The sequence below is a fragment of the Leptospira perdikensis genome, assembly GCF_004769575.1.
GTDB classification, from domain to species: Bacteria; Spirochaetota; Leptospiria; order Leptospirales; family Leptospiraceae; genus Leptospira_A; species Leptospira_A perdikensis.
Window position 1 is genome coordinate 136,448 of the sequence record NZ_RQGA01000013.1, and the last position, 26,958, is coordinate 163,405.

Consider the following 26,958-nt stretch of genomic DNA (forward strand, 5'->3'; position numbering starts at 1 on the left):
AAGGAAGTTTATGAAGTCCTCAGTATTTTATGCCCTAGCGGTAGCCATTTTTTTCGGCACACTCGCTTTCGTTTTTTACCTCGGTAAGTTGTATTTCCCACTCAATCATGGTTTGAATCCTTTGAGCCTGGAGATCAATTTTTCTCACTTTTTAGTTGGTTTTGTGGCACACTTAAAATCCCCCTTCGGGCGATTGTTGTTACAAATCCTACTAATCCTTGTTACGTGCAAAATCTTTTCGTTTTTGTTTTCGTTAATACGGATACCAAGCGTGATCGGAGAAATCACGGGAGGTTTGGTCTTAGGCCCATCACTACTTGGTATGTTGGCACCAGAATTTTCAGAGATGATATTCCCTGCATCTTCTATGGGATCTTTGAAATTACTCAGCCAAGTGGGTTTGATTTTTTTTATGTTCCTGATCGGACTTGAAACTGATTGGAAAAATTTACATGGAAGTCTACATACCGCTGTTGTCATCAGCCATGTGTCCATCATGTTTCCTTTTTTACTCGGTGTGATTTCTTCCTTATTTTTATTTGAAACATTAGCACCAGAAAAAGTTTCTTTTCTCTCTTTTAGTCTCTTTTTGGGAATCTCCATGTCGATCACCGCTTTCCCTGTGTTAGCACGCATCATTCAAGAAAAAAAATTAAACACAGAAAGATCGGGCGTTCTCGCCATCACATGTGCTGCAGCGGATGATGTCACTGCATGGTTGATTTTGGCTTTGATTTTAGGACTCACCTCTTCCGATTCAATGTCGGGAGTTTTACTTTGTTTTTTGGGAGTGGTTCTCTTTCTTTATCTAGCATTCAAATATGTAAGGACAAGGTTTGCGAGTAGTCTTTCAAAATTAGAAAATATAGATTTTCTACCAAACTATATAGTATTTTTTCTTTTTATTTGGCTCACTTTTTCCTCCTTATTTACGGAATCAATGGGCATTCACTCATTGTTTGGAGCATTTATCGCTGGTTCTACGATCCCGGCGAATCATAAAATAAGAAAAATCATCATTAACAAATTTCAAGATGTGAGTGTGATTTTTCTCCTCCCTTTATTTTTCGCATACTCCGGTTTAAAAACTCAAATTGGTCTTTTATCAGATCCAAATTTATTTTTAATTTGTTTATTGATTCTGTTTGTAGCCATTTTTGGAAAGTTAGGTGGCAGTACCATTTCCGCAAGGTTTTTGGGAGAAACATGGAAGGATTCCCTCATCATCGGTATTCTTATGAATACACGAGGACTTATGGAACTAATCGTTTTGAACATCGGATTAGAAATGGGAATCATTGGGCCTGAGTTATTTACGATTATGGTGATTATGGCTTTGGTTACGACAGCAATGAGTGGCCCGGCCATCAACCTAGTGCAGAGACTTTTCAAAAAGAAAAGTATTCCTGAGGTTGTTCCCGTTTCAGAAAACACAAGTCCAGGTGTTCATCCCAAAATTTTGATCGCCTTTGCCAGACCCAAAACAGGGATTGATTTGGTAAAACTTTGTTATAAAATTTTTCCCAATGCAAAATTCAGAACCTTCCATGTAAATCAAAACTATAATTTCGACATTGAACAATCTCAGTACGAAATGTCCATTCTCTTCGAAAATATTAGGTTTATTTCTGCAAATGAAGGAATCCCTGTGGACTTTCAATTTTCTTCTTCGGAAAATTTTGAAACGGCTTTATGGGAACAGATAAATGAATACAACCCAGACCTTTTGATATTGGGGTCACCTAACGTAGAGTCATGGAAAGAAATTAATAAAGGTCCACTTAAAAAGATTATTAAATCTTCCAATTGTTCGGTAGCTGTATTCGTAAACAAAGGACTCGAATCATTAAACAAAATTTTTATGGAATCAGATTCAGAAGGAGCTGTTTCTATCATCAATAATTTGGGAGGAGATCGAAGTTTATTCAGACAATGGAAAGATGAAGATCATTTTGATCCAAACCATCATGTATTTGTTAGAGATTGGAACACAGAGAAAGACTTTGAATTTCTAAAAAAGAACTATTTGATTTTGGGTAAAAAAAGAACTTAAAGGTTTTCTATTTTAATCCATTTCCTTGGATTTTCTCAAATGAAATGTAAAATCTAAGCTGGTCCGTTCCAAGGGAAGTATTCCTTTCCTTGGTTCGTTTTTCTTAAACTAAAGTTTTGATCGCATTCCGAATTTTATCCCAATAGTTTTGGCGCCAACCCTCTTCTATATCAGGAATCAGTTCTTTCGGTACACCACGGTGAGTGAGTACGAGCTCAGTTCCACCTTCAGAAGTTTCTTTTAATGTAAATGTAGCCATAGAAAAAATTCCATCAGGAAAATCATTTCTTCTCCAGGCTTGGACAATTCGTTTTGAAGGTTTAAGGTCTACAATGATTCCGGTAACTTTTCCAGACAGAGCAGAAAAACTACCGCCAATACGTTTGCTAATCATCGCAGTTTCACCGGTAAGTCCAGTGACTTTCTTCGAATCAGCAATGAACTGATAGATCGTTGTGGGACTGGCCCTGAATTTTACTTTCTGTTTAATCGTTTTACACATCTTGAATTACCAAATTTGATAGCGACCAATCTATAAAATAAAGAATACAAAAAAACTTTCATTCCAACTCATCCGACTTTTCTTCTTCACTTTCTCCATCGTTGAGACTGCAGTTGATAAAAGGATCCAATTCTTCCTCAGTAATGTCCTCTTGGATCAGTCTTTGTAATTCCCCAACAAAATCTACCCTACGTATCTCACAAACATGAGATTGTCCACCATTCACACTGAGATCAAAATATACAGCTTCTTCTGGCATACCAAAACTAGATTTTCCCATTCGAGAAGAAGCACTACACTCAACTCCACCTATTTTACAATCGGAGACGACAAAACCTCTTCCGATAATATTTAATTCTACCTTAAAATCATTTTCTTTCGCGTAGAATGTGTATGGACTCGCAAGATTCTCTAGATTCATTTGGTGGAATCGAATGTCGAACTCGTCATCACTGAGTGAAATTCGCTTCACCCAACCAACCTTGTCATTATAATTGACTTTTACATATCCGCTATTTTGGGTGAGAGGGTGTGTATTTTCAATCACCTCTAACGGAATATTTTTTGGTATGATCATCACAGTTTTTGCACTGGGACTTGGTTCGTCATAAAGTTGAACCGTTTTGTTACTGAGTGTACGTAATTTTTTACTGGTATCTAAATAAAAACGACTCAACAATACTTCTCTTCCATTCCAAATCGCTTTATAATAATAAACGTTTTTATCAATTTTGATTTCTATAAACTTTCCACTCTTATCAGTGAGCAAAATGATTTTATCAAAATGTTGCGGACGAGAGTGCCAAATGACAGATAAATCTAATTCACGTGCTAATAAAATGGTGCCTGGAGAAATATATGTCGTCAGGCAGTTGTAACTTTTGGGACAAATGATTGGTTCGTTTTTTAAAAGATCAGATCCATTCAATAAAAAAAGCGAAAGAAGAAAGATTCCAACTTTTTTAAATAAATTCTTTCGTTTGAAATCCTTCATTTTAGTCCAACCTCTCCTTTCGAATTTTAGAAATCAGTTTCTTTAAAAGTAAGATTCAAAATATACCAGAATTTTCATCTTCTGGATGTAAAAATCGAAATTCAATTTGATTGTCACATCCAGTGAAAGTTAAGAAAAATTTTTCAATTCAACATTTGGAAAAAATCATTTCCTTTGTCATCTACCACGATAAAAGCAGGAAAGTTTTCCACATCAATCGACCATACGGCTTCCATACCTAACTCTGGAAAGTCGAGGACTTCTACTTTTTTGATATTTTCTTTGGCAAGAAGGGCGGCCGGACCACCGATAGATCCCAAATAAAACCCACCGTTCTTTTTGCAACTATCGGTGACCACTTTGGAACGATTTCCTTTCGCAAGAGAAATCATAGAATAACCTTTCTCTTGGAAAAGAGGAACGTAACTATCCATACGACCAGCTGTCGTAGGACCAAAGGATCCCGATGGCATTCCTTCTGGAGTTTTGGCAGGGCCCGCATAATACACCGGGTGGTTTTTGAAATAATCAGGAAGAGGTTCACCTTTATCCAATTTTTCCTTTAACTTCGCATGAGCAATGTCACGAGCCACAACGAGGCGACCCGACAACATAACACGTGTTTTTACAGGATACTTTGTGAGTACTTTAAGAATTTCAGGCATTGGTTGGTTGAGATTGATATGAACCGACTCTGTGCTGGAATCCACTTCATCAATCGTTGGTAAAAACTTAGAAGGATCGTATTCTAGTTTTTCTAAATAGATTCCATCTTTTGTAATTTTTGCTTTGATGTTACGGTCCGCACTGCAACTCACACCAAGTCCCACAGGGCAAGAAGCACCGTGCCGCGGAAGTCGAATGACTTTAAAATCATGAGCCAAATACTTTCCACCAAACTGAGCTCCAATTCCTGATTTTTGAGCCGCAACCAACATCTTTTCTTCTAGTTCCACATCTCGGAATGCAGAACCAAATTTGTCACCTTTGGTTGGCAAATGATCCAAATACCCAGCTGACGCTAGTTTTACGGTTTTTAGATTGGCTTCTGCCGATGTTCCCCCAATCACAACAGCAATGTGGTAAGGAGGACAAGCCGCGGTTCCTAAGTTGGATACTTTATCTGCAATGAATTTTTCGAGAGAGGCCGGGTTGAGTAAGGCTTTTGTTTCCTGGAAGAGGTAAGTTTTGTTAGCCGACCCGCCTCCTTTTGCCATAAAAAGAAAACTGTATTTGTCGCCAGGAGTGGAGTAAATATCAATCTGAGCTGGCAAATTGGACCCGGAGTTGACTTCGTCATACATAGTGAGAGGAACCACTTGCGAATACCGTAAGTTTCGGTTTACATAAGTATTATAAATTCCTTTGGAAAGAGCTTCGGAGTCATTGCCACCGGTGATGACGTATTCCCCTTTTTTTGCCATCACAATCCCTGTTCCCGTATCTTGGCAGGAAGGAAGTTGTTTGTCTGCAGCGATCACGGCATTTTTGAGAAGGGCCATTGCCACAAAACGATCGTTTGGTGTTGCTTCCGGGTCGTCTAAAATTCTACGAACTTTTTCAAGATGTGCCGTTCTTAGATAAAACGATACGTCTTCCATTGCCTTTTCTGCAAGAAAGGTGAGTCCTTCTGGATCTACTTTGAGAATTTCTTTTTCACCAAATGGAACTGTGCTCACAAAATCTTTTGTTAATAATTTGTATTCTGTGGTGTCCCCGTTTAAAGGAAATGGATCGGCGTAAAAAAACTCTGGCATGGTAACCTCTATTTATAACTTCTAATTTCAAGGGATTCCTCCTTTCGTAAATGAATTTTTGCGGAGACTGTTAGAAACACTGACAAGATTACAAAAATCCAAAAGGGAAAAAATCGTTTCCATTTCCAAAAATCAGTCTATAACAAAGGAAAATGAAACAGAACCTAATTTACGTATTCCTTGTTTCTGTCTCTTCTATGATTTTTGCTGAGGGCGAAGGCCGGGAAACAGAAAGACCCGTACCGGAAGGAAACAGTAAAAAATCAGAATGGAGTTTGCTCTTAAAAAGACAAACCTACCATTACCTTCCTTATGAATACAGTTCTCTCACTGACAAAAATGAATCCATTTTCCCCACTCGTTCCAGTTCTGCTTTGAAAGAAAATGGAAAGGTTCTCATCCCCTTTGTCTTCAGTTACGAAAACTTAGAAAAAGGATTCAAAGTAGATCTCTCTTATTTTGAAATTGAAATCGTAAATGCAAACACACTTCTTTACCAGCAGTCGGCACAAGGAGGGAACCTATCTCGGTTTTATCTTTCACCGATGGCAAGGTCCGAGTTTGAACTCAATCTTTATAAAACCTTTGCGCCCACAAAGGATTGGAAACTGAATCTGGGAGGTGGGGTTCGTAATATCAATCGTTATCTCTATGGAAATTATTTAGGCCAAGGAACCTTCAAAGAATACTTTTTTACTTATGGCCCACAAGCCTCTATCCAAACCATCTATCAAATCCACCAAGATTTTGCATTTCACCTAACAATGGATGTATTTTATACACAAGGTACTCGGTTTTTCAAACAACCAAACCTAATGGAAGACAGGTTCCAATATTCATTGTCCACAGCTGGTACAGAAGGAATTTTTCGCGGTTATGAATGGGATGGTTCTCTTTCCTATTCCTTTCATCCACATATGAAATTCTTTGTGGGATACAATATGATTGTTTCTAAGTTCTCTTATTTACATTATAACGATATCCAACTAAAGCAGGGTACAGAAAATTTAGGATCACAGAATCCAACTCTTGCCGGTGTTTGGGAAATGAATCTCCCCCAAAAATCAGAAAACTTTGATGTCTTACGAGGAATTTATTTAGGATTGATGGTGAGTTTTTAGGGAATTTTAGCAAGATAACCAAATTTCCTTTTGTTGTTGAAAAGAAATAGAACGTAGATTCCCTACTTGACTGAGAATCAAATAAGATATACAATCTCTGAACTATGAAATTCACGGTTTCCATCGATATCCATAAACCACTCGACTTTGTGATCCAAACATTTGATGACCCAGTGAATTTAAAACGATGGATGAAGGGACTTGAGTCCTTTGAACCTATTTCCGGAAACCCCGGCCAACCTGGTGCCAAATCCAAACTGACTTTCAATCTAAACGGCCGCAAAATGGAAATGGAAGAAACAATTACCGTTCGCAATCTACCAAAAGAATTTTCTGGTACTTATGAAGTGGGGGGGATTTGGAATTTGGTACAAAACCAATTTGAAGCCCTCTCTCCGAATCTCACTCGTTACACTTCCGTTCAAGAATTTCGTATGAAAGCACCGATGAAATGGTTTTCTTTACTTTTAAAACCAATGTTTCGAAAACAATCCACTCAACATTTACAAAGCTTTAAGGAGTTTACAGAGTCACTGGAATCATAAACTTCAAACATCCTTTTTTGATCCTTATCTATTGTTTTCATAAAGAGTGATCCAGTCCTTAGGACTCATTTTTTTTGACAACTCTCCAATCAATTTCCAAGGGATGTCTTCTAACTTTTTAAATCGGATACAACTTTTTCCCATATCCAATTTGGTTTTACAATGTTTGGGATATTCGGTTTGGAACCATTTGAGTAATTTTTGATCGGCGTAAATTCCCATATGATAGAGGGCAAGGCCATTCTTTTGAGATGCAATATGAATAAAAGGAAGTGCTAGTTCCGGGGTTACATGATAACCAGCAGGATACGTTTTTTTGGGTACAACAAATCCAATCATTTTGTATTGGATGGTTTCCTCAAAACCTTTGGGGAGATTTTTTTTAACGATCTCTCTAAGTTTCGAAAATGGTTCTCTTCGGTCTTCTGGTAAAGATTGGATGTATTCTTCAATGGTGTTTGGCATGGTAGATCCTTAAATTCCGGTACAGAGTTTTTTAAGGTCAAGAATTTGTTTCATTCAAAATATTTTGAACATAAACCATTTTAGATTCCAGCTCCCAATCCCTGCGCCAGCGATTGCAGTGGAAATCCTTCGTAAAATTATATGGTTCCATTTTCAATTAGAAACTCACGAAGGATTGAAACGAAAAGCGCGGTCGGTACAGAAAAAATTGACATTCGCATAACCAATGCGAGGCGCCCATATCTTTGACCACCAGAACATCTGATTGGTAAAAATTCGCCAGGCATAAAAAAACCCACCAAAAGGTGGGTTTGATTTAGAGAAAGGTCTCTAGTTTAAGTGTGAACTTTCTTATTTAGAAACAACTTGGAAAGTTACACGACGGTTGATCGCGTCTTTTTCATCAAAACCAGAAATTGGTTTAGAAGAACCAGCAGCTTTTGTTACCAATTTGTCCGCAGGAATTCCTTGTTTTACAAGAGCGTCCTTCACTGCATCAGAACGAATTTGTGAATAGTATCCGTTTCCTTTTTTAGCACCTTCTGCTTCTTCTGGACCAGATGCATCTGCGTGACCAGTCACTTCAAGAGCGTATCCTTCAGGAAGTTTTGCAATAGCATCTTTGATGTAAGAAACGTTGTCTTTTGCCCAAGTTTTGAAATCTTCTGCTTGGATGTCCGCTTGTTTGTAGCTAAAACCTCTGCGACGAACACCATCTGGATAGCGGTAGTCTTTGAGTGCTACATTGATTTCGTCCAAAAGAGCTGCATTGAGATCTCTGGAAGATACAGTGGATGTTGTTCCCGTAGTGGAAGTTGTGTCTTTCGGAGTTTCTTTTTCTTCAGAAGACGAACAATTCGTTAATGAAAGCGAAAGACCTGCGAGGAGGATGAGGCTTAAAAAAAATCCTTTTTTCATCAGTTGACCTACCTTAATGTTTCCATAGTTTAGTTCTTTTCATTAGATAACAACCGAAAATGCAAATATTTGTAACTGTTTCCGAAGATTATGACCAAAGTCGCCTGGATGTCTTTCTAAAAGACAATGCCGGAGACGATCTCAGCCGTTCTACCGTTCAAAAGTGGATTGATTCTGGATTTGTGACCAACAAAACCAAAGAACAACTGGCCACTAAAAACGGATATAAGGTGACTCTTGGTGAAGAGTACGTCGTGAATGTGATCGCAAGGCCTCCTTCTCGGCTTGAACCCATTCCCATGGACATTCCTGTTCTTTATGACGAGGACGAATTTATGGTTATCCATAAGAAAGCAGGGATTGCTTGCCACAGTGGGCCGGGAGATGACCAACCTTCTCTTGTGAATGGATTATTACACCAATTCAAAAACCTATCAGCCACAGGCGGTGAACGTCGTCCAGGGATTGTGCATCGGTTGGACAAACCAACAGAAGGGGTTCTCATCATTGCGAAAACCGATCGTGCCCATGCAGCATTATCCAAAATGTTTCAAGATCGGCTCGTGGATAAAACCTATTACGCTTGGGTGCTCCAAGCACCCGTGGAATCCGAAGGAACTGTCAATCTACCGATTGGTCGCCATCCCGTAGAAAGAGTGAAGATGTGTGTGAGAGAAGATGGAAGAATGGCCATCACTCATTATAAAACAGAAAAAATTGTCCAAACACAAACAGGTCGTAAATTTAGTTTGATGAAATTGGGATTGGAAACAGGTCGTACCCACCAAATTCGTGTTCATATGGCAAAGATGGGTTGTCCTGTTGTGGGAGATACTTTGTATTCTCGTTCCGCAAAAGATTATACACAATATGGACTTTTACTTTTTGCCAAACGATTGGAATTCCCACATCCTTTTATTCCCGACAAACGAATCTTAGTGGAGTTAGAATTTCCAGAAAGATTCAAAACTTTTGAAAGGAAATGTCCTAGTTACTAATGGATTGGTATCTTACCGCAAATGATTTTTCCAAACAAAAGTATAGCTGAAATATTGAGTCTGAATTCGATGTGTAACCAGAAAAATTATCTCTAACATTCACATTGGATTCACTGGTTTTTTAATTAAATTATGAGATTCAGAAATTTAAAACCGATTTTAATACTTTTGGTGCTTTTTGGCACCTTTCATTTGTTTTACGATGCTATTTATGAAAATCATATGGGTGAGGGAACCCATAGTGATGTTTTTTATCCGTATTTGTTTGCTCGGGATTTTTGGACTAGTGGATGGGCGGGTGTTCGCGGATGGAATGTACCCCCTTGTTCCTATCTATTTCCGGAGATGGTCCTTGCAATACTAGTTTATCCGGTTTTAAAGTCTGTGTATTCGTTTCATTTTGCCTTTGGATTTTTGTCCTTTGTGATGCCTTTTTATATGGCAAGGGCTCTCGGTCTGAAAAAGAACAAATCCTATTTGTTTTCTTTGGGATTTTTAGCGATTGCCGGAGTTTTGCCAAATAGTTTTGGTCAGTTTTTTTTGCCGGCTTTTCATGCGATGACCTTTTTCTTTGCTGCCTATACTTTATATGAAATCCATCATTGGGATTCTAAAAATCGAACCCAAGGTTTACGGTTCCTTCTAATGATTTCCCTCGTTTGGGTTTCTGAATATTGGTATTTTGTGAACATTGCCCCTTTCCTTCTGGTTTATGCAGTCGTTCGTTTGCAAAAAAAATCAATTTATCCCCTTGGTTTGGTGTTGGTTGGTTTTTTACTGGGTAAGGTTTGGCAAAAGGGAATTCAATCTTTAGGGATTGGTATTTTTACCTCAAAAGAACTCCCAACTATGGAGAGAATTCATTCCGCAAGAGATTTAATTTCGAAAGACCTAAATTCATGGATTTCAGGTGTAATCGAATCTATCACCAAACATCCGATATTTTCCGATTGGTTTTATTTGTATTTGGTTCTTTGTATTATCTACATTCTTTTTTTATTCCTTCGGCTCGAATTGAAAAAACAGTTTTTAGATTTGGTTTTTCTCCTTTCTCCTTTTCTTTCTGTAATTGCGTTATTTATCTTTCAGATTGAACCTAACTTTCGCTACTTGTACTTTTTACCTTTTTGTATTTTTTTTCTTATATTTCGATTGGCTTCTATGTTTCCTCTCCTTCGATCCGTCGCCACCTTCGTTTTGTTTCTCGGGCTTGTTTTCTTTTATAATGAGAAATACCCACTTCTCGCAAAATCAATCCAGGATAGTGAGGCCAAACGGGCCCATAGGTTGGAATGTCTTTCCGAATTTGATCCGAAAGTTCCTGGAGCCGCTACCTACTGGCCCATCAAGTATACTTATGCTTTTTCGGACAAAAATTGGATTCTTGTTCCTTTCACAAAAGAGGGAATTTATTACCCTTGGATTTCCAACCGGACATGGGACAAAGGACTCGATGAAAAACCTTTCGATCAGTTCCCTTGGGGGATCACAGAAACCAAAGAACATTTGGATTTATGGAAGGGTGTTCGGTTGGTGAAAGAATGTGAGGGTTGGTTTTTTTACAGGCGGTAGTCTCACCTTACCAAACCAAGGCCCGGGATTTAGATTGATTCATTTTTCATTTTTAGAACTTTAGGATACGTTATGATAGAAATTCTCTCCGACCCGTCGGTATGGCTTGCCCTTTTGACTTTGACTGCTTTGGAAATTGTCCTAGGCATTGACAACATCATCTTTATCTCTATTCTTTCCTCTCGTCTGCCAAAAACGAAACAAAAGTCTGCCCGCCAAATCGGACTGATGCTTGCCATGGTGACAAGAATCCTTTTGTTATTTTCTCTTTCTCTCATCATGAAACTCACGGCTCCGGTTTTTACTATCATCAACCATGCCATCAGTGGTCGTGATATCATTCTGATTTTGGGAGGACTTTTTCTCATTGCCAAATCCACTACAGAGATCCATCACAAATTAGAAGGAGAACCGGAGTTAGAAGAAGGTTCCGGGAAACGAATTTCCTTTACCAAAGTCATCATCCAAATTATGATTCTGGACATTGTGTTCTCTTTGGATTCTGTGATCACCGCTGTTGGAATGACTGACCAGTTAGGTGTGATGATTACCGCTGTGGTTTTGTCTGTAGGATTTATGTTGTTATCGAGTGGAAGTATTTCCGATTTTGTAGACCAACATCCCACAATTAAAATCTTAGCGCTGAGTTTTTTAATATTGATAGGTGTTGCCCTTCTCGGGGAAGGATTGGAATTACATATACCAAAAGGTTATATTTACTTTGCGATGTGTTTTTCTGTGATTGTTGAGTTCTTAAATATGAAACTTCGTTCCAAAAAATAAAAACCAATTAGGGATAAGGAAAATTCAAATGAAACGAAAAGATTTCTTAAAAAAAACAGCTTTGTCTTATAGCATTCTCCATTTGCCACTTCGTGCAGAAGGAACTGCCAAGGAAGAATCAAAATCAGAGACATCCAATGAATCTCCTTGGCAAGAAGCGGATGATCTTTCCGACCTTCGGGAACTCCTAGTTAAGTTACAAGCCGATACCGACGATTTTAAACTTTCTGGCAGTTGGGCTCCGGGAAAGGTATTTGCTCACTGCGCTCAAAGTATCGAATATTCTCTCAAAGGATATCCAGAGATGAAGTCTTCGCTCTTTCGTGGATCGATTGGTAAGGTTGCCTTTTCTATTTTTGCTTTTAAAAACAAAATGAATCACGGATTGGAAGAACCCATTCCTGGTGCCGAAGATATATCCAATGTTACGGAAATCAAAGCCGGGATTAAAAGACTCATCCAAGCCATTGATGATTTTTCCAAAACAAAAGAATCCTCGTTAAGACCTCATTTTGCTTATGGTGAACTTACTAAAGAAGAGTATGATGTAGCACATAGCCTTCACATCAAAAATCACATGGAACGAGTTTTAGGGTAAAATAAACTCTATTTGTTGGCAGAGATCTTCTGCCTTATACATTTTCGAAAGATAAGCAGAAACAATCGATTCCAATCCCTCTTCTTCCAAAAATTTGTCACCACCGGAAAGAGGGGCATCGGAACTGATCAGAATGATAGGAATCTTCTGGTCTTTGTGACGACGGCCTTCCCATTCATGGATGAGAGAAATTCCGTTCATTCCTGGCATTTGTAAATCCGTTATGAGTAAAGTTGGAGTGATCCGAGAGAGATGAGATAATGCTTCTTCGCCATTTCCTGCTTCAATTACAATCCATTGATTTCTTCGCATAACCTCCGCTAAGTCCGATCTAAAGTTTCCAGAATCATCCACAAGGAGAACCGATTTCGTACTTTTAGAGAGAGAAATCTCAAAAGAAGATCCAACACCGAGTACAGATTTGATTCGAAGTTTTCCAAAATGGGCTTCGAGGATATTCATACAAAGTTGTAAACCAAGTCCTGTTCCGCGTTCTCCGGCCGTTCCCGGCATACTTTTGATATTCTCTTCTCCAGTGAGTTTGTGGATTTGTTCTTCGCTCATTCCAAGACCACGGTCACGAATTTCCACAGACAACCATTTCCCTTTGTAAGAAACTCCTACCCAAACTTCCGAATTGAGATAAGAGTATTTGATGGAATTGGTTAAGATATTTTTAAAAACTTCCCCAATCAAGGTTCTATCGGCAATGATTTCAGCCTGGATGGGAGTATCCTTTTGGATACGAATTCCTTTAAGAGTGGCGAGTGGTTCCACCGATTCAATGATTTCATTTAATAGATCATTCACAGAAAATCGAGTTTGGATGAGTTTGGTTCCGAAGGCATCAAAACGACTGACATCCAATAATTGTTCCAACATTCGCAGAGACTGAGTGACACCCGTTTTACAAATTTCCAAAAATTTCTTTTTTTCCACTTCTGTGGATTCATTAAAACTGAAATCAATTACATCCAAAATTTGATTTACACTGTTTAGCGGCGAACGTAAGTCATGCGAAATAAGAGAAACAAAGTTTGCTTTCCAACGATTGGCTTTTTCCAATTCCAAAGTACGGGCTTTAACTTTTTTTTCGAGAGCTTCTTTTCTTTTGTATAATTCTTTGGATAAAGATTCGGACCGTTTATAAACACGAACAAGGCCAAAAGTAACACCGAGTGTCTGTGGAAAAATAAACAAATACAAAGAAACGAGTCCTAGAGGCCTATAACCAAAACTTGGATGGGAGATTAAAAACAAATCAATGAACCCGCCGATGATTGCCAAAAGTAAACTAAAGAAATACAATCTACTTTCCTTTCGTTGGAAGTACAATGCGAGAGAAACGGAAAAAAGTCCGAGAACAACAAAAATTGTGGAAAGGAATTCAAAATAAAAAGAAATTTTTGCAAGATTCGAGACGGGAGTAAACATAGCAACAAGAAGAAACGTAAGTGCATAAAGTTTTAGAAAAATCAACATACGTTTAAAAAAACGCACTTGAGTCATATTGAGAAGGATATAAGCTCCAAAATACATTACCAAAATAAATCCGATTCGAGAGAATCGAAATAAAGTTACGCAGTATTCATCCGAAAAAAGATTAAATAGAATTCTTGTTTCAATCAAAGTAGAAGTTAAAATTAAAATTCCTAAATAAACAAAAGCCATCCGAAGAGCATTTCTTTCTGACCTGTTAATAAAATAAACTAACGCATAATATATGGAAAGAAGTAACATAAAAATCATAAGAATCCAAGAAACAGTAAAATTTACGTTCCAGATACTGATGATATTTTGTATTTTTCCAAATCGAATGATCCCGTGAATACCAGCGTACTTATGTGAAAAGTTAGATATATGAATGACCAAATCTAATTTTTGAGAAAGTGTTTTAAGTGGGATGATTTTTACATGAAAAGAAGGTTGGTAGTTTTTTTCTGTTTTTGAGATGACTCCATTTTCAGCAACTAACTCACCATTTACGTACATTTTATACGCACTATGAAGAACAGGAACCAAAAGAGCTAAATTTTGATTCTCGGCAGGTGGGTCGGGTAAAAGGACTGTTAGGCGGTAGGTCGCAAATCCAAAACTGGGGTATACTTCCCCGTCTTCATTCTCTTGTGAAAACCAAGGTACACCCACTTTTAAGTAAGATTTGTTTTCGGGAGATTCTACCTTCGGATCTAAAAACTCATTCCAATAAAATTCCCATTTTCCCGTAAAGTTTATGGTTTCCCCTGAAAGATCAGCCGACCTTGCATCCAGAACACCATCTTTTGCCAGTAAGGTTGGGTAGGCATCAAACCGGCAGGAGGTGGTGCCCAGTACGATAAGGATCAAAATTAAGGGATATCTACAAAAAATAAGTAAGTCACAAAAAGATTTTTGGATGGATGAGAAGAATACGCTGAGAATCATGAGGCTGTGGAATCCGTTAAAATTGCCATCTTAGAAGACCATTCCGTTGTCACAGAAGGAATCATATCTATCTTAAAATCCAATCCTTTCTTTTCTCTGGCCGGAGAATTTCGAACTGCTGCTGATTTGTTTCATTTTTTAGAATCCAGTCCCATTCACTTATTGGTTTTGGATATCGACTTACCGGATCGTAATGGCATCGATGTTTTGCGCGAAATTAAAGAAAAACACCAACCTACAAAAGTCATTATCTTTTCCTTACATGGAAGTCGAGTTTATGTTGAAGATGCCCTTAAAGCGAAAGCTGACGGGTATATGCTAAAGTCAGATCCTATTTCCAAACTTCCCGAAGTCATTGAACTTGTGATGAAAGGTGGATCTTTTGTTTCCGATGGCGTGAGTAAAGTGCAACTTCCCTTCTCCGCTTTCCAAATGGAAATTCTAAATTTACTCGTACAGGGATTGTCTCAGAATGAAGTGGCGGACAGAATCCAAAAGTCGAGAAAAACAGTGGAATACCATCTCAACCAAATGCGTACCAAATTCTCTTGTAAGAACAACAACGAGCTCATTTCCAAGTACGAAAAAGAAATACAAAAATAGCCGTTTCGTGATTTCCGAATCCTTAGTTTCGGCTAATCTATTCGTATGAAACAAATTTATTTACTTCGTCATGCCAAATCAGAATGGGATGAACCTTATGATTCTGATTTGGAACGAACCCTTTCCAGGCGTGGGAAAGAACAATCCAAAGCCCTCAGAGAATACTTAAAAGAAAGCCGTTTCGAATTTGACCAGTGTTTGGTTTCTCCAGCAGAAAGGACGCAAAAAACCTATTCCTCTCTTCGGAAAGAAATCCTTCGTTTTCCAAAACCGGATCTACGGGAGGCCATCTACGATGCGGACAAAGAAGATCTCCTCTTTTTATTACACGGTCTTTCGCCAAGTGTTCGCTCTGTTTGCCTTGTGGGTCACAATCCGGGGTTAGAGGAATTAGGAAGTTCCCTTTTATTTGGGGAAACCTCTCCCACAAAATTTCAGAAATTTCCCACGGCCTCATTTCTCGGCTTGAGTTTTCCCAATGAATCGTGGAAAGATCTTAGCTGGGGCAGTTGCCAATTGGCAGTTTTCTGGATCCCTGGGCAAATAGGCAAAGAATGAAACCTTTATATTCAGAAGAACGAATCCATCACCGAGTCGAAGAACTAGCTCGTGAGATCTCTCGCGATTTTCTAAGCAAAGATCTAGTTGTGATTGGGATCTTAAATGGTGGTTTTATCTTCACAGCTGATCTTTGCCGTAGCATTGCCATCCCACATGAGGTGGACTTTATGGCCGCATCTTCTTACGGAGATGGAACCACTTCTGGAAATCTAAAAATCACCAAAGAACTAAAAAAATCTGTGAAAAACAAATCCGTTCTTCTTGTGGAAGACATTGTTGATACAGGAAAAACATTAGAATACCTATTAGAAGAAGTGGGAAAACACAATCCTAAAGACTTAAGAGTGGCTGCACTGTTTTGGAAACAAAGTAAAGCAAATCCTCACATTCCTGTTCATTATCCTGGTTTTATCATCGAAGATGAATTTCTTGTTGGTTATGGTTTGGACTACAAAGGTAGGTATCGTAACCTGCCTTATGTGGCGAAGTTGGAAGGAACGGAGTGAAAACCTTAACAAAATAAAATCATTCCCATCTTATCGATACAACAAAGGTGAATTAGAAAAATTCGCTACAAAACAATTGATTCCTAATCTTTAATGGGATGAAATTTCTTTCCGTTGATCATTCCGCAAAAACAAATTGCCAGAATCCTTCCGTTTGAATCCTTTTCTTATATACATGTATGTTCGTTTGATTTTTTTCTCTTTGGTTCTCTGTTTTTCCAGTAACTGCCAAATGGCTTCTTTATCCAATCCTTGTGATAGTGAATCCAAAGACTTCTACCCACAACTCCTTATCTCAGCAAGTATCGAAGGTGGTTTTTGCCAATTAAAAGTTGTGAATACTGGTGACTTATACCGCTTCACCGATTTTACTTTTTATAAATCCATTCCCATTTCCGTATTACCAAGATTAGGTTCTAAATCAGAAGTCAACATCAGTCCGAGTCTACCCACTGGATTGTATATAGATCCAAGTACGGGAGCTTTGTCCGGAACTCCCACAGTCCCTTTCGAAAGACAAAGATATACTGTTTATCGCAAAGGTGTGGCACAAGGTCAAATCACTGTAGAAGTGCGTGATTTAGCAGCGACTAAAGTGTATGGACAATTGGGAAATTTAAACTGCGGACTTTCTTATCTGAATATCAGTTGCACGACAGGAGGAACACCTTCCGCTAGCAATTTATCGGGACCCAATGACGTAAAAACCGACAATGCAGGCGGAGTTTATATTGCAAGTGCCAATCGTGTATTATATTATCCGTCAGGACAAACAACTGCGACGCGGGTCTATGGACAACATGGTCTGTTTACGTGTGACATTGCCAACGCTCATACAAACCAAAGTTGTATGCCACTGGGAGCCATTGCGGCGACCACTCTCAGCGGACCGAAAGGATTGTTAATTGATGCGGCAAATAATCTTTTTGTAACGGATACAGGAGCCAATCGCCGGATGTTAGTATACCCCAGTGAAAGTACAATTCCCATTCGCGCCATTGGAGTTCCTAACTTTGTTACTTCTGGAGGTGGGGCGACATCTCAGTCTACTTTGTACACTCCCATCCATTTGAGTCCAGACAGCACTGGTGGATTCTATGTCTCTGACACTGGCGACTGCCGTACCCTCTATTTTCCGAAAGATGCAAGTTTACCCACAGAAGTTTACGGACAACCCGATTTTTCAAGTAATGGAACCACAGCTTCAGCGAGTGGCCTAAGCACCAACCAAGGTGTTGTTGCCGATTCTCAAGACGGAATTTATATAGCAGACACAGGAAACCACAGAGTTGTCTATTATCCGAAAGGATCCAATATCGCAACAAGAGTTTATGGACAAGTTAACTTTACTTCAAGTGGAACTAGTGCTGTAACGAGTAACACACTAAATAACCCCGTTGCAGTTTCTTTAGACCAAAGTGAAAACTTATTTGTCGCAGATTTAAATAACCATCGCGTTCTTATCTACCCTCGAACAACTCTTGTCTCTGGAATGACAGCCTCAAGTGTTGTTGGCCAATTTGGAAACTTTACTTGTGGTGCTGACAATAATAATGGTTCCTGTTCTCCAGGTTCACCCACTGCCCAAAATCTATATCGACCTACTGCCGTTCATTTTGACAAACAGGGAAGAATGTACATTTCTGATTATGGAAATAACAGGGTATTGGTATATTGAATGAAAAAGAAAGGTTCTTTACAGTTCGACATTTAGTTACCAACACCACAATGGAGTCCTAGTCGGTGAACTAGATGATAATTTATTTCATAAATTAAATTCACCAAACCATTTTTGATAGACTTACAACTGCTTTTGCTTAGGTTTCACTAAACATTCTAATATGAAAATGTTCCGCAAATTGATTCCGATCTTACTTCCTGTTATTTTCTTTTTTTCCATTGGATGTAAACCCGATGGACTCGGAAACCATTGTGATCCCAAAGCAGATTCCTTTTTGGAAACGTTGACCTTCCAAGCCCTGACGACAGCTGTGTCCTATCATTGCGGTTACAATCTAGTCAACATTCCCCCATTTGGTTACAGACATTCCAATTACAGGCTCTATCTTAATTTTCCCGTTTCCATTGTCCCTCGCTATCCAAAGAATTCTAGTTATTCGATTCAAGGGATTTTACCTGCCGGTTTGACTTTTGATACCACAACAGGAGAAATCAAAGGTACGTCTACCGCTCTCACCACAGCCACGAATCTCACCATCACTAGAAATAGTCCCGGATTTGGAATTGTGACTATCACTTTGCAGGTGGTGGATACTAGTCCGACCATGGTGTATGGACAATATGGATTTTATACATGCGCCAATACATATAACAATGGTTCCTGTGCACCCGGAACTCCAACAAATCAGAACTTAAGTTTTCCCTTTGGAGTGGTCACTGACAACTCAGGCGGGGTGTACATTTCAGGTGTCAATCGTATTCAATACCATCCACCAAATTCAACTGTTTCATCTCGTGTTTATGGGCAATTTGGCAATTTTACATGCGATATTGCGAATATGATTTCTGCAGGATCTTGTTCAAATTATATAAACCCATCTGAAAATACCTTAAATTCTGTCAGAGAAATTGCATTAGATAGTCAGGACGGTTTGTATGCAGTAGACATGGCTAATCATCGTGTATTGTATTATACTAAAAATACAATCATACCTTCAGTGGTTTATGGACAACCAGGGTTTACAACAGGCACCGCGGGTTCTACAAGTGCGATATCATTAAACACACCGCAAAGTGTAGTTGCCGCACCTGATGGCGGAGTTTACATTTCAGAATCGGCTACCCACCGAGTTCTTTATTTTCCCCCAGGTTCTACCACTGCCACTCGTGTTTATGGGCAAACTAATTTCTCATCAATAGTCACAAATACAACCAATGTCAATCTAAGCGGTCCCTTTGGAATCACACTCGATTCGGAAGGTGGCCTCTATGTCGTTGATACAAATAACAACAGAGTACTTTACTTTCCTGCTGGTTCCACAATAGCCAGTCGAGTCTATGGCCAACCAAACTTTATTACGGGTACTAGTGGTGCAGTTGGACCAACTACACTTTCAACACCTACAAAAGTAGCACTGGATCAAAGCGAGAACCTATATGTTTCCGATACAGGAAACAATCGGGTGGTGGTATATCCGAAAACAACTCAAACTGCAGGAATTACTGCGGTGGCAGTGTTTGGACAATTTAATAATTTAAGTTGCGGGGTCGCCAACAACAATGGGAGTTGCGGTGGACCAGCCGTTGGACAAAATACTCTTTCCACTCCCACAGGAATTTTTTTCAACCAACTAGGCCAACTCTATGTCGCTGACCAACAGAATAACCGAGTATTGGTGTATTGAATCATACTCAGTAAGATAATCATCTACCATTTGAATGCAAACTTTTGTGCGCCTCGTATTGGTTAGTTGATCATTATTTTATAGATACCCGACCGGGCTCACTCCGGGGTGCGCATTCGCTCCCGTCTCACCTTTGCCAGGTGAGACCAAGCCCTTCGGATCCCATGGCGCGAGGAATGGTTACCAGATAAAGAGGGAAGGTTTGTTGGAGTTGGCGCCATTTGAGGTAACAACAATTATTTTTCCATTGATTGGATTTAGAATCGCACGAGGTGAAGCACCAGATTGAACGCCTTGCCCTGCCGAAATATCTGTATGTGAACAATTAGATCCATCCAAATTGCAACTAAATAAACTTGGTTTATAATTATTCGCGCCATTAGTTGCGACAATGAGCAACTTTTCATTAATGTAATCAATTTTTACACTAGGCTTGTTACCTGAATTACTACCTTGTCCAGCAGAAATATCCGTAAAGGTACAGCTAGTTCCATCTAAATTGCAACGGAATAGACTAGGTTTGTTAGAGTTCTGTGCATTTTGAGTGACAACCAATAACTTTCTATTGATGTAATCTAAAGTTGCACTTGGGAAATCGCCAGAATGTGGCCCTTGTCCTACTGAGATATCAGTTAAGGAACAGTTAGTTCCATCTAGATTGCACCTATATAGGTATGGTTTGTAATGATAATACCCATTTCCTGCGATAACGAGCAACTTTCCATTGACATGATCTACGATGGCAGTAGGGAATATTCCCGAATGGGTCACATTTTGTCCCGTAGAGATATCCGTATGCGTACAGTTAGTTCCATCCAAATTGCATCGGAAAAGACTTGGATTAAAGTTATTTGCATTATTAGTCGTGACCACCAACAGTTTTTCATTGGTGTGATCTATGACGAAACTAGGACTAATACCTGAATTAACAGCTTGTCCAGCTGAAATATCTACATGAATACAACTAGTCCCATCAAGGTTGCAACGATATAAACCTGGCTTTCCAATACTTGTGCGAGCGACCACCAACAATTTTCTATTGATGTGATCTATTAAGACCATCGGATCATAATTGGTAAAACCCCCTTGTCCCGCAGAAATATCCATATGGATACAGCCAGTTCCTTCCATGTTGCACCTAAATAAACTTAGCTTGTCGTTATTTGCTTGATTATGAGCGACAACTTGCATCTTTCTATTGATATGATCTATTACTACATTGGGGTAATAACCTGAATTAGTCCCCTGTCCCGCTGAAATATCTACATGTGTTCCCGGAGCATTTGTCCCAAATGGCATAACTGTTGTTAGGGCGATTGCTTCAAACGATGAAACCGCACTATTCCAACCAATATTGCTCGCCACCACCCTAAAGTAATACAGAGTTCCGGTCGTTAGTCCCGTAATGGTCGTATATGGATTAGTCACAGGCCCAAAACTTGTCGAAGCTTTTGTCACCCCAGGACTTGTGCTATAGTACACTGTGTACGATGTGGCTCCTGTCACAGGCCACCACTGCACGTAAGCACTCGTTCCTCCTGCTTGCGCTTCTACGAAAGCGGGAGCATCAATCGGAACCAAATTGACTTGCATTGTGAAAAGAGATACAGAAGTTCGATTCCCTCCCGCGCAAACGCCTGCATTGTCTTTAAAGGAAAATTCAAATATATATTCACCATTTTTATCAGGTGAAACTTTTGCAAACTTAGTCGTTCTATTTTGAATGTCCCCAGTAGCTAAATTGGATAGCGGAGGTTTGGAAACCACTCGCCAGTTATATTCATATAAATTTGATTGAGCTCCACAAAATGAGGCATCAGGGTCGGATGATTGTGAGGCATCCAATGTAGCTTCTGTACCTAAATCAATCGTAAGATTGGAACCAAACTGAATCACAGGGGATTGGTTGGCAAACGGTGTGGTTGCTTGTAAAACTCCACTCCAAAGACTTCGGTTGCCCCCATGATCAAAAGCGCGGATACAAAAATAATGTATTGTTCCCGAAGAAAGTCCACTTGCAGTGAATTCTAGAGGAGTTCCAGCAGGGGAAGATACAACACTATTCGGAACAAAAATACTCGCAGAACAGTCATCATCTGATACGATCGGAGTCGAACGTCTTCTGATCTCATAAGCGGAAGCGGATCCCGTGTTTCCATTATCACCCACAGCAGTCCAGTTGAGTTTGACTTGATGATAGGATTCAACGGTTGCAATAGCCGTAGTAATGTCAGCTGGTGGTACTAAGTCAGTAGGAGCATAAGTAGTGGCAGATACAGTTCCACTCCAGGAATTGCGAAGGCCAGAAGAATCAATGGCTCGAACACAAAAATAGTATGTAGATTGCGGAAGGTGTCCATCAATCTCTTTGATTTCCAATAACCCTGAGCTTTTTGGAACCATAGTATGTGCAATACCAACAGCGGCATCACACTGGAGATTATTTGTGATGGGTGCACTAGACCTTCTGATTTCGTATGCAGAAGCTTGTCCCAATACTCCGACACTTCCTGGTGCCGTCCATCGCAATTGGATTCTGGAAGCAGACATAGGTGTTGCCACCAAATCGGTGATATTCGACGGAGCAACCGTATCGGCAACATGAACAGAAGCAGATGCTTCCAAACTTTGATAAGTAGCAAATACTCCCGCTACACCGGGTGTTGTCGCCGTAAAGGTAGATGAGTTCAAACTGCCAATGGGAGATCCGCCAAGGCCTACGCCTGTTGTGTGGAAATTAACACGAACAAATTTTTGAACGCCTGCGAGAAACCCTCTAGCCGAAAATGTAATGGGTTCATTCACCTGTACCCATGCTTGCGTAGGTAAAATTTCAACACTATCGACTACAGCAGGTATTCCCGGTGGGTATGTTGTTCCCCCTGGCGGACTACTTGGATTGTTTGGATTGAATCCGTTGTCAAGTTCCCAGACATCATTGTATCCGTCTCCATCACGATCTGGATTGTATTGACTTATGTATGTGGGATTACCAGAGTCTGTGGGGTATAAAAAAGTTCCAGTTGATGGCCTCGATGTTTTTTGTCCATGAACATCCACAGCAATGACTTGAATTAAAATTCCACCAGGACTCATCGCTTCATAAGGTACTTTCGATTGGTACCAATTGGTTGTTCCCTCTCTTGTCATCGAGAAATAATTCGTTGGTCCACCAACAGGTCCGACCACCAAATACACATCCATTGGGTCACCATCTGGTTCTAACACATCAGCTCTTAATTGGTAAGGTGTATGTAAAGTACCGGTTTTTAAATAATAATAGGCGCCATTGATGACGGGAGGTAGGTTTCCTGGAGGTGGAGTTCCCCCACCAAACATCGAAAAGGTCTTTGTATGAAAAACAATATTTTCCGAATCCAGGGTTGTATTCACACCAGCCCAACCTGGCATCCTCAATGCCTCTGTTTCTGAGTTCGTGTTGGATACATGAAATCCTCTACTTTTCCCAAAGTTTAAATTCATCGATTGGGCTTTGGCACGATCCAGAGCGATGGTGACTACCACTTCTTTTTTAAACTTATAAGATGGTGTTACCTGATATATAGAACTTGTGGGAACATAACCAGAAGGAAGTGGTGCTTGTGTAGAATCATATTTTGTGATCTTAAAATCTACCGTTTCATCCATCGCACCTTCAGGAATCAAAATCGTAAAAAGTCCATCACTGGATTGGAAGCGTGTTCCTGAAGGATCTGCGGTTCCTCCACCAGCAGGAACCCCTACATTATTTGAACCTAATAGCAGTAATAATGAGTCCTTAGAAAATTCATTTTGATTCCGATTGAAATCTAAAAATGCAATACAGTTCCCAAGAAATAATGTTGTAAATAATATACAAAAAATCTTTTTCATTTATAATTTTCCTTTTTACAGTTGATCGAATGTTCTCTATATCATTGGGCAACTAAAACTGGAAAGAAATTAAGAAATCTCAAAATTTACCGTTCAAAGCGTTCTAAAATGGGGTAAAAAACGTTTTTAACGGTTTGGAAATTTTACGAGCAAAGCAAAGTCAAAATTTTAAGATATATTAGAGAATGATTCGATAGATACCGAAACTTAAGTTTAAGTTGTTGATCATTATTCTTTGATTGGTTGGTAATGTAAAAGAACAGCACCGCAATGAATCGTTTTGGTTTTTATGAGTTGGAGAGTAATTTGTTCACTGATGTCTTTAAATAAAGTCAAACCACTACCAGCAATAATGGGATGAACACATAACTGGTATTTGTCTATTAAATTCAGTTTTGTCAAAGAAACGATCAAACTTGGACTGCAGGCAAATATGTCTTTTCCGGGTTGGCGTTTAAGTTCCACCACTTCCTTTTCAAGATCCTGAGTTGCTAATTTAGCCGTTTTCCAATCTAAACTTTTCAAAGTTCGAGAAAAAACAACTTTCGGTATATGATCAATGGCTACTGCAAAATCATCTTTCGTTGGGTCTCCCGTAGGATTTTCCAGAACGGTGCGCCAATATTCCATCAGTTGGTAAGTGGTTCGCCATATAACGTGTCATCATTACTTCTTAATTGGTTAGCAAATGTCCTAGTCCGCGATGCCATAAATATGGTCACAAATTCCATCAATGGTCACATTGATTGATTTAATAAATTTTCGCATTTGTATTCTTATCTACCAAGCGAAGGCAAAAAAAAACCAACCCACAATTCAAATGTTAGATTGGTTCTTTTTTCAGACTTTGTATGGAATTCATACAAAGTTTGGTTGGCAAAGATTTAACTTCTTTTTGATTTTTTGGTCTGAGGAAGGACCTGGATTCGAACCCCTTTTCTTATTTCACCGGATCTGCAGAAACTTCCACTTCCGGTAATGATGCTCTCAAATATCCCGATTGTAATACCGCCACCTGTCCTTGTTCGCTGGTAAGGAAAGTAACAAAGGCATCAATTTTATCACCTTGATCGGTTTTATAAATGATAAACAATTCACGAGCGAGTTTATATTTTCTGTCGTATACATTACGTACTGACGGTGCCACATAAGGATCTTTTATTGTTTTGGCATAATCCAAAGCTTTTAATTTATCTTTGTTTTCCACAAGGGCAGACCCCATTCCCATATAACCAATGCTATTCGGATTTTCTTGAATGAATTTAGACAATTCAACATTGTCTTTCACGATTTTTGCATCCTTTGAGTACACGTTGGATTTGAATTCGTTGAATTCATTCAAACCTAAATCCTTTCTTTTGAGGATATGATTTTGGAAATAATCTTGAGTTCCCGATTTATCATTACGGATCACGATAGAAATGGGAGCATCGATACCACCAACTTCCTTCCAGTTTTTAATTTTTCCAGAGAAGATATCAGAGGTTTGAACCAAGTTGAGTTTGGAGACAGTGTTTTTGGGATTCACGACAAGAGCGACACCGTCGTAAGCCAATCTTACTTTTTCTAAGTTTCCTGTTTTACGAAGGTCATCAAATTCCGCTTGGTTTAAGTCGCGGGAAGAAACTGCCATATCGATTTCACCTTTTCGTAATCTATCAATTCCGGATTCGGATCCACCACCTTCGACTGTTACACGAGCATCAGAATTTACCTTTTCGTATTCGGCTCCTAAGTATCGCATCATACTGTTCATGGTTTCAGAACCCGCCACTTTCAAGGTTTGTTTGTCCTTACAGGCGACAAAATTAATTGTAATCAAAATGTAAAAAAGCAGAGAAAGGTTTTTCATGGTTATTCAGGTAAAGCCGAAAATCCATCCTTCGTCAATCGCAAAAACCGCTAGTTTTTTCCATTTCCCCTATCAGTTTTTCAAAAAAATCCCCGATCTTTTCAATGTCATGACTCGGCTCCGATTGTTATTTAGTTTTGTCATTTTTCTCCCACTTTTGGCCTCTACACCTGTGCCAACAGGAAAAACTACCTTCCAATGGAAATGGAAAGAAAACCAAGTTTTAGAATTGAATGAATACCATGATGTATTCTTCCGTGTGGGTACAAAAACGGTGGAAAGAGAAGATAAAAACAGAGTGGTGATGAAACCAAAAAAATGTTCATCTGATTCTTGTTTGGTGAATGCTTTTTTTGACACTTATATACGTTATGGCAAAACCTCAGGTCCTTTTTGGAAGGACAAAGAATTTTTATCCGATTTTACTCTATTCCGAAATGGCCGGTATGAAGTTCCCAATGAATTCATAATGCCAAACCTTCGCAGTTTTCCGAGTTTCCCTGACACACCGATTTCCGTTTCTGATGTTTGGAAATTACCTGCAGAAGAATCGTTTGATTTTAATGCAGAACGTATTCGTGTCAAAGTCCTTCCTGAATATACCTTCCAAGGAATTTTTCCTTGGTCAGAAGGAAATTATAAAGGGAATTGTGAAAAAATTACATACACCTATCCAATTTTTTATACCAAACCAGAAGGAGAAAAGATGGTACCAAACGTACCATACAAAATTTTTGGTTTTGCTTCAGGAACAGTTTTTTTTAACGCGAGCAGAGGTGTTCCTGAATTTAAAGAAGTAAAATTATCATACACGTTTATTTATCCGAACGGAACCGTACAGGAAGCCAACTTTCATATCAAAGGAATTTATTTCCTCCGCAACCAAGTGAATGCCAAAGACAAAGAGGCAATTCGTGAAGACATCCTAGGTGATCTCATTGTGGGATATACGGGAGATCCGAATGGATCAAAGTTAGGTGATCCTAACAAACTTCCATCCAATGGAAAAGAACCTAATAACGAAAATTTAGGACGAATCACGGACACGGGAGAAATTCCCGCTCCAGAAAAAAATACAGATCCAGAAAAACTTCCCATCACGGTGCGAACTTCCGATGACGGAATTGTATTTTCCTTGGATTCCATTCTTTTTGATTTTAATGATAGCAAACTGAAACCCGATGCCGAAACAGCAGTCGCAAAAATCGCAGAAATCCTAAAAAAATACCCGGATCGGGAAATTCGAGTTTCCGGTCATACAGACAATGTTGGAAAAAAAGAATACAACCAAAAACTATCCGAAGATAGAGCCAAGTCCGTACTTCATGCGTTAGTTGATAATCATCAAATGGATGAAAAACATATTTCCTTCAAAGGGTATGCCGATGATGTGCCGATTGTTCCCAATGATACAGAAACAAACCGACATAAAAACCGTCGGGTGGAAATTACATTAGTTTTAGATTAA

22 protein-coding genes are annotated in these 26,958 nt (G+C 39.2%); 13 read left to right on the plus strand and 9 right to left on the minus strand.

Features of this window, described 5'->3' with window-relative positions:
- The first annotated feature begins 10 nt into the window (after positions 1–10).
- Positions 11–2,053, plus strand: a complete 2,043-nt coding sequence (locus EHQ49_RS11595) for a cation:proton antiporter (RefSeq protein ID WP_135579553.1) — start codon at positions 11–13, stop codon at positions 2,051–2,053.
- Positions 2,054–2,156: 103 nt separating this feature from the next.
- On the opposite strand, the gene EHQ49_RS11600 is transcribed toward EHQ49_RS11595, so the two are convergent.
- From EHQ49_RS11600 to EHQ49_RS11610, 3 genes are all read right to left on the minus strand, one after another.
- Positions 2,157–2,555 carry an SRPBCC domain-containing protein gene (locus EHQ49_RS11600; RefSeq protein ID WP_135579555.1) on the minus strand — a complete coding sequence of 133 codons (399 nt, stop codon included), beginning with the start codon at positions 2,553–2,555 and terminating at the stop codon, positions 2,157–2,159.
- Positions 2,556–2,613: 58 nt separating this feature from the next.
- Positions 2,614–3,549 carry an SH3 domain-containing protein gene (locus tag EHQ49_RS11605; protein WP_135579557.1) on the minus strand — a complete coding sequence of 312 codons (936 nt, stop codon included), beginning with the start codon at positions 3,547–3,549 and terminating at the stop codon, positions 2,614–2,616.
- 143 nt (positions 3,550–3,692) lie between these two features.
- Positions 3,693–5,306, minus strand: a complete 1,614-nt coding sequence (locus EHQ49_RS11610) for a fumarate hydratase (protein ID WP_135579559.1) — start codon at positions 5,304–5,306, stop codon at positions 3,693–3,695.
- 152 nt (positions 5,307–5,458) lie between these two features.
- Between EHQ49_RS11610 and EHQ49_RS11615 the strand changes: the two genes are divergently transcribed.
- Entirely contained in the window at positions 5,459–6,427 is a 969-nt protein-coding gene (locus EHQ49_RS11615) for an LA_2444/LA_4059 family outer membrane protein (protein WP_135579561.1), read from the plus strand.
- A gap of 104 nt (positions 6,428–6,531) precedes the next feature.
- The gene (locus EHQ49_RS11620) at positions 6,532–6,972 is read left to right on the plus strand and encodes an SRPBCC family protein (RefSeq protein WP_135579563.1); all 441 of its coding nucleotides are present in this window, start codon (positions 6,532–6,534) and stop codon (positions 6,970–6,972) included.
- 24 nt (positions 6,973–6,996) lie between these two features.
- Here EHQ49_RS11620 and EHQ49_RS11625 read toward each other — a convergent pair whose 3' ends face one another.
- Both EHQ49_RS11625 and loa22 read right to left on the minus strand, forming a co-directional pair.
- The gene (locus tag EHQ49_RS11625) at positions 6,997–7,437 is read right to left on the minus strand and encodes a DUF1801 domain-containing protein (RefSeq protein ID WP_135579565.1); all 441 of its coding nucleotides are present in this window, start codon (positions 7,435–7,437) and stop codon (positions 6,997–6,999) included.
- Positions 7,438–7,788: 351 nt separating this feature from the next.
- Positions 7,789–8,358 carry an OmpA family outer membrane lipoprotein Loa22 gene (loa22, locus tag EHQ49_RS11630; protein ID WP_208732217.1) on the minus strand — a complete coding sequence of 190 codons (570 nt, stop codon included), beginning with the start codon at positions 8,356–8,358 and terminating at the stop codon, positions 7,789–7,791.
- A 56-nt stretch (positions 8,359–8,414) separates the two neighbouring features.
- On the opposite strand from loa22, the gene EHQ49_RS11635 reads away from it, so the two are divergent.
- From EHQ49_RS11635 to EHQ49_RS11650, 4 genes are all read left to right on the plus strand, one after another.
- Positions 8,415–9,353 (plus strand): RluA family pseudouridine synthase, encoded by a 939-nt coding sequence (locus tag EHQ49_RS11635; RefSeq protein WP_135579569.1) that lies wholly within the window; start codon positions 8,415–8,417, stop codon positions 9,351–9,353.
- Between the two features lie 132 nt (positions 9,354–9,485).
- Positions 9,486–10,925, plus strand: coding sequence for a hypothetical protein (locus EHQ49_RS11640; RefSeq protein ID WP_135579571.1), 1,440 nt, complete (start codon positions 9,486–9,488; stop codon positions 10,923–10,925).
- A 75-nt stretch (positions 10,926–11,000) separates the two neighbouring features.
- Positions 11,001–11,708, plus strand: a complete 708-nt coding sequence (locus EHQ49_RS11645) for a TerC family protein (RefSeq protein ID WP_208732218.1) — start codon at positions 11,001–11,003, stop codon at positions 11,706–11,708.
- A gap of 28 nt (positions 11,709–11,736) precedes the next feature.
- Entirely contained in the window at positions 11,737–12,306 is a 570-nt protein-coding gene (locus tag EHQ49_RS11650; RefSeq protein WP_135579575.1) for a DUF1569 domain-containing protein, read from the plus strand.
- Here EHQ49_RS11650 and EHQ49_RS11655 read toward each other — a convergent pair.
- Entirely contained in the window at positions 12,298–14,730 is a 2,433-nt protein-coding gene (locus tag EHQ49_RS11655) for a hybrid sensor histidine kinase/response regulator (RefSeq protein ID WP_167483007.1), read from the minus strand. The genes EHQ49_RS11650 and EHQ49_RS11655 overlap by 9 nt on opposite strands.
- 6 nt (positions 14,731–14,736) lie before the next feature.
- On the opposite strand from EHQ49_RS11655, the gene EHQ49_RS11660 reads away from it, so the two are divergent.
- The 5 genes from EHQ49_RS11660 (at position 14,737) to EHQ49_RS11680 (ending at position 19,765) form a co-directional block, all read left to right on the plus strand.
- Positions 14,737–15,333 (plus strand): response regulator transcription factor, encoded by a 597-nt coding sequence (locus tag EHQ49_RS11660; RefSeq protein ID WP_135579577.1) that lies wholly within the window; start codon positions 14,737–14,739, stop codon positions 15,331–15,333.
- Positions 15,334–15,378: 45 nt separating this feature from the next.
- The gene (locus EHQ49_RS11665; protein ID WP_135579579.1) at positions 15,379–15,891 is read left to right on the plus strand and encodes a SixA phosphatase family protein; all 513 of its coding nucleotides are present in this window, start codon (positions 15,379–15,381) and stop codon (positions 15,889–15,891) included.
- Positions 15,888–16,400 (plus strand): hypoxanthine phosphoribosyltransferase, encoded by a 513-nt coding sequence (hpt, locus tag EHQ49_RS11670; protein WP_135579581.1) that lies wholly within the window; start codon positions 15,888–15,890, stop codon positions 16,398–16,400. Before EHQ49_RS11665 ends, hpt begins: the two co-directional genes overlap by 4 nt.
- 136 nt (positions 16,401–16,536) lie before the next feature.
- Positions 16,537–18,078: an NHL repeat-containing protein gene (locus EHQ49_RS11675; protein ID WP_244241459.1), complete on the plus strand. Its 1,542-nt coding sequence runs from the start codon at positions 16,537–16,539 to the stop codon at positions 18,076–18,078.
- 169 nt (positions 18,079–18,247) lie between these two features.
- Complete coding sequence (locus EHQ49_RS11680) at positions 18,248–19,765, plus strand: NHL repeat-containing protein (protein WP_244241460.1); 1,518 nt, start codon at positions 18,248–18,250, stop codon at positions 19,763–19,765.
- A 180-nt stretch (positions 19,766–19,945) separates the two neighbouring features.
- Here EHQ49_RS11680 and EHQ49_RS11685 read toward each other — a convergent pair whose 3' ends face one another.
- The 3 genes from EHQ49_RS11685 to EHQ49_RS11695 form a co-directional block, all read right to left on the minus strand.
- Positions 19,946–23,638 carry a fibronectin type III domain-containing protein gene (locus EHQ49_RS11685; protein ID WP_135579588.1) on the minus strand — a complete coding sequence of 1,231 codons (3,693 nt, stop codon included), beginning with the start codon at positions 23,636–23,638 and terminating at the stop codon, positions 19,946–19,948.
- 228 nt (positions 23,639–23,866) lie between these two features.
- Positions 23,867–24,268 (minus strand): dihydrofolate reductase family protein, encoded by a 402-nt coding sequence (locus EHQ49_RS11690; RefSeq protein ID WP_244241461.1) that lies wholly within the window; start codon positions 24,266–24,268, stop codon positions 23,867–23,869.
- 310 nt (positions 24,269–24,578) lie between these two features.
- Positions 24,579–25,490: a phosphate ABC transporter substrate-binding protein gene (locus EHQ49_RS11695; RefSeq protein ID WP_135579590.1), complete on the minus strand. Its 912-nt coding sequence runs from the start codon at positions 25,488–25,490 to the stop codon at positions 24,579–24,581.
- A gap of 109 nt (positions 25,491–25,599) precedes the next feature.
- Here EHQ49_RS11695 and EHQ49_RS11700 point away from each other — a divergent pair, with 109 nt between their 5' ends.
- Positions 25,600–26,958, plus strand: coding sequence for an OmpA family protein (locus EHQ49_RS11700; protein ID WP_135580027.1), 1,359 nt, complete (start codon positions 25,600–25,602; stop codon positions 26,956–26,958).

Coding starts and splice junctions, on each gene's coding strand:
- EHQ49_RS11595 (WP_135579553.1), top strand. CDS start 11: ATGAAGTCCTCAGTATTTTATGCCCTAGCGGTAGCCATTTTTTTCGGC.
- EHQ49_RS11600 (WP_135579555.1), bottom strand. CDS start 2,555: ATGTGTAAAACGATTAAACAGAAAGTAAAATTCAGGGCCAGTCCCACA.
- EHQ49_RS11605 (WP_135579557.1), bottom strand. CDS start 3,549: ATGAAGGATTTCAAACGAAAGAATTTATTTAAAAAAGTTGGAATCTTT.
- EHQ49_RS11610 (WP_135579559.1), bottom strand. CDS start 5,306: ATGCCAGAGTTTTTTTACGCCGATCCATTTCCTTTAAACGGGGACACC.
- EHQ49_RS11615 (WP_135579561.1), top strand. CDS start 5,459: ATGAAACAGAACCTAATTTACGTATTCCTTGTTTCTGTCTCTTCTATG.
- EHQ49_RS11620 (WP_135579563.1), top strand. CDS start 6,532: ATGAAATTCACGGTTTCCATCGATATCCATAAACCACTCGACTTTGTG.
- EHQ49_RS11625 (WP_135579565.1), bottom strand. CDS start 7,437: ATGCCAAACACCATTGAAGAATACATCCAATCTTTACCAGAAGACCGA.
- EHQ49_RS11635 (WP_135579569.1), top strand. CDS start 8,415: ATGCAAATATTTGTAACTGTTTCCGAAGATTATGACCAAAGTCGCCTG.
- EHQ49_RS11640 (WP_135579571.1), top strand. CDS start 9,486: ATGAGATTCAGAAATTTAAAACCGATTTTAATACTTTTGGTGCTTTTT.
- EHQ49_RS11650 (WP_135579575.1), top strand. CDS start 11,737: ATGAAACGAAAAGATTTCTTAAAAAAAACAGCTTTGTCTTATAGCATT.
- EHQ49_RS11655 (WP_167483007.1), bottom strand. CDS start 14,730: ATGATTCTCAGCGTATTCTTCTCATCCATCCAAAAATCTTTTTGTGAC.
- EHQ49_RS11665 (WP_135579579.1), top strand. CDS start 15,379: ATGAAACAAATTTATTTACTTCGTCATGCCAAATCAGAATGGGATGAA.
- hpt (WP_135579581.1), top strand. CDS start 15,888: ATGAAACCTTTATATTCAGAAGAACGAATCCATCACCGAGTCGAAGAA.
- EHQ49_RS11680 (WP_244241460.1), top strand. CDS start 18,248: ATGTTCCGCAAATTGATTCCGATCTTACTTCCTGTTATTTTCTTTTTT.
- EHQ49_RS11685 (WP_135579588.1), bottom strand. CDS start 23,638: ATGAAAAAGATTTTTTGTATATTATTTACAACATTATTTCTTGGGAAC.
- EHQ49_RS11690 (WP_244241461.1), bottom strand. CDS start 24,268: ATGGAATATTGGCGCACCGTTCTGGAAAATCCTACGGGAGACCCAACG.
- EHQ49_RS11695 (WP_135579590.1), bottom strand. CDS start 25,490: ATGAAAAACCTTTCTCTGCTTTTTTACATTTTGATTACAATTAATTTT.
- EHQ49_RS11700 (WP_135580027.1), top strand. CDS start 25,600: ATGACTCGGCTCCGATTGTTATTTAGTTTTGTCATTTTTCTCCCACTT.